The organism is Oleiphilus sp. HI0132, from assembly GCF_001635845.1.
On record NZ_LWGJ01001292.1, the window covers coordinates 1 to 3,217 of the forward strand.

4 protein-coding genes and 1 pseudogene are annotated in these 3,217 nt (G+C 42.3%); 4 read left to right on the forward strand and 1 reads right to left on the reverse strand.

The features are described 5' to 3' along the window. From A3766_RS32745 to A3766_RS19680, 4 genes are all read left to right on the forward strand, one after another. On the forward strand, window positions 1-707 hold a 707-nt coding region (locus A3766_RS32745), incomplete at its 5' end, for a methyl-accepting chemotaxis protein (protein ID WP_082907171.1). Between the two features lie 53 nt (window positions 708-760). Continuing rightward, window positions 761-1,327, forward strand: coding sequence for a hypothetical protein (locus A3766_RS19670; protein ID WP_068512340.1), 567 nt, complete (start codon window positions 761-763; stop codon window positions 1,325-1,327). 54 nt (window positions 1,328-1,381) lie between these two features. Continuing rightward, window positions 1,382-2,389 carry a chemotaxis protein CheX gene (locus tag A3766_RS19675; protein ID WP_068512335.1) on the forward strand — a complete coding sequence of 336 codons (1,008 nt, stop codon included), beginning with the start codon at window positions 1,382-1,384 and terminating at the stop codon, window positions 2,387-2,389. Window positions 2,390-2,462: 73 nt separating this feature from the next. Further along, window positions 2,463-2,831 carry a response regulator gene (locus tag A3766_RS19680; RefSeq protein ID WP_068512332.1) on the forward strand — a complete coding sequence of 123 codons (369 nt, stop codon included), beginning with the start codon at window positions 2,463-2,465 and terminating at the stop codon, window positions 2,829-2,831. A 180-nt stretch (window positions 2,832-3,011) separates the two neighbouring features. Here A3766_RS19680 and A3766_RS19685 read toward each other — a convergent pair. Further along, window positions 3,012-3,217, reverse strand: a pseudogene (locus A3766_RS19685) (succinate--CoA ligase subunit alpha); the annotation flags it as partial.

Here is a 3,217-nt window from a genome sequence, read left to right on the forward strand (position 1 = left end):
CGTTTTTCGTGGTACGCACAAGAGCTAATAAGGCTATAGCCGCTATTAATGCTGATACAAACGCGCACCTGGATCAGATTACTCAGCTAGAGGAAAGTAACCAGACACTACAAGAACAATTAGATATCGCTCTAGGTTCTGTTTCATCTTTTGAAGAACAAATCGGCGGCCTCAACAATCAGATATCTACCGTTCAAGATCAGCTCGAAAATGAAAAAGCAATTCTAGAGAATGAGTATCGCGCACAGATAGATGAACTAAATAGTACCTTCAACGCTGAGAAAGAAAGCCTTAGCTCTCAACTTACTCAAGTTGAAAAAGACCTGGCAGACCTTGCTGACCTACTTGTTACGTTCGAGCGCTGGCACGAAAGCCTAACCCAGCTCATGCTACATAATGCTGAGATGCACACGCAGAACCAGGAGTTTTTCAACATCGTTAAGCAGATTGTAATCCTTGCGCTGAATGCAGCTATCGAAGCTGCAAGAGCAGGCGAACACGGTCGTGGTTTTGCTGTAGTGGCTGACGAAGTTCGTAACTTGGCGATGCGAAGCCAAGAATTAAGTGAGAGCTATAAAGAAAATCTAAACAAGAATGACTTTTTGACCACCGCGACCTTCCAGGACATTCAGGCTAGCGGAAAAATGATACTGACCGATGTCTCGTCCACGACAGAGATTGTTAAAAATATGCTTAACCAGCTATAGAACAGCTGATAACAATGAACAGAACGAAACAAAAGTAAATTTTGGCCACGCATATGTTAGTAAATGAAGAATTCAAAAATGAAATAAAGCGCACCTTCAAAGCAAGTTTTGAAGAGTCAATAACTGCGGGGTCTGACCCTTCCCGCTGGTACATAAAAGAGCGCACAAATCTCGACAACCTTAACGAGGCTGAGTTCTACGTACTGACAATGTCCTCGCAGCTTTTCAGAATATTCGCACTGTTTCACTTTACTAAAAAGCCAGAAACAGAAAGCTTGATTTCAGAGACACTTAAGATTAACCAAAGCAATCTTGATGACGATAAGTTCTATGACTATCTCGGCGAAGTAGGTAATGCATTTTTAGGTGCCATTAAACGAGATATTGGTAAAGCAGTACCAAGCCTTGGCGTGTCGACACCAAACCGATTAAGTAAAGATTGTTTAAAGTACATGAAGAGCTTGAATACAAATTTTGAATCTCATTCAGTTGCTGAATACGATGACCAAGCCCTCTTTTACGCGAGCGTTTATTTAGTTGCCGATGAAGAACTCGATATACGTATTGATAGACACTTGATTGAACAAGAAACCGATTCAGGCGAGTTAGAAATGTTTTAATTGCATCTATCCAATAAGAAGACGCAATAAAGATAGATTTAAGCAGGAGTAAAAATGAGCGAAACCACACAAATAGTCAGTAAAGTTTTGGTGCACGAATGTAATGATGATGCACTATCTGTACTCAAAGAAGTCTGCACCAAGCATAAGCTTGTCGGCCTAAAAGTTAGTACAGGCAATAATATGATCGGCATTAAAGATGCTTCGAACGAAATAGATGACATACTAAAGTCTAACGTTGACCTCGGCGCAATATTTCTATCAGAGGATCCTGACCCGAACGGCTTCACCGGTTTAGATTTGTGCATGAAAATTCATCATACACGACCTGAACTACCGATTTTTCTTCGTAGAAGCAGCCTTACTGATACGCAAGACCTTGACCCTGATGTTCAGGAAGCAATTACAGGTGTTTATACACTTGAGACACCTGAAGCTCTAGACGAGCTAATCAGCTCATATGTGTGCAGCATGTACTATCCTATCGAGCTTGCACAGGGCATCCAGGATATTTCCTTAGATGCATTTGAGAACATCTTTAAAGGTACAGATATTAGTTGCGAGCAGCCCTATTTGGTTAAAGACCAAATCATTTACGGTGAGCTGTTTAGCCTTATACCTTTAGAAAGTGACTGGTGTCGTGGGTACATGATGCTACAGACTACTGAGAATGAGATATTGGAGCTTATTAGATCTGGACGCACTCATATAGACACAACACGCCCTGACTCTAGAGACACCAACTCGGTTCTCAATGAGCTGACAAATATGATTTGGGGCGGAATTAAATCCCGTTACTTCCATAGCGGTGAAAGCCCGGATGATGGGCATCGAACACAAGTACCGATCATTGTTAACCATGTACAAAAGCATATTTCTTTTGGTTCCACGGAACCTCAGCTATGCTTTAAATATACGCTTAACGACCCGGGCAGACGCTACCCAAATATTACCTTGTACCAGCGCCTGGTATTTAACCTAAGCTGGTCACCAGAAAAGTTCGCTGAAAGCGACAAAGCAGTTGATGATTTCGTAGATGGCGGAGAGTTAGAGCTATTCTAACCCCAGCGCATTTGCTTAAAATATTTTGAATTTATTTGAATAATAGTCTTTAGAGACAAACGAGGAAAAAAACATGGCTCAAATTCTTGTTGTTGACGATTCTGCAACCGTACGCAATGAAGTTAGCTCATTTATAAAAGGGCACGGCATGACAGTAGAAGTAGCCGTCGACGGTAAAGATGGCTTGGAAAAACTGAAGAAAGACCCAAGCATCAAACTAATTATCTCGGACGTAAACATGCCAAACATGGACGGTTTAACCATGGTTGAAAAAGTACGCGGAGAACTTGGTAACGCAACTGTAAATATTATCATGCTCACTACGGAGAGCGATCCACGCATGAAGCAGCGCGGTAAAGCTGCCGGCGTTAAAGGCTGGATTGTTAAGCCTTTCAAAGGTGACAATGTTGTTGCAAGTATTAAGAAGCTTGTTGGCGCTTAAGCAAACAACCTTATTGCCCCCCCTGAAAAGAGCGATTTATTCGCTCTTTTTTTTGCCTGCGAATAAAAGCAATGAGCCAAGACTGTACTTTATAATGGATACAAAAAAGGCGGGATAGATTAACTCTACCCCGCCCTTTAAAGACTAACTTAAATCGTTAATCTCGCTAATAGCGATATCCTACCAGCCAGCTTTTTCTTTCAGCGCTGAACCAATATCCGCTAGAGAACGAACAGTCTTCACACCAGCTGCCTCGAGTGCAGCGAATTTCTCATCAGCTGTACCCTTACCACCAGCGATGATCGCCCCAGCATGCCCCATACGCTTACCAGCAGGCGCTGTAACACCCGCTATATACGACACAACAGGCTTTGTTACATTAGCCT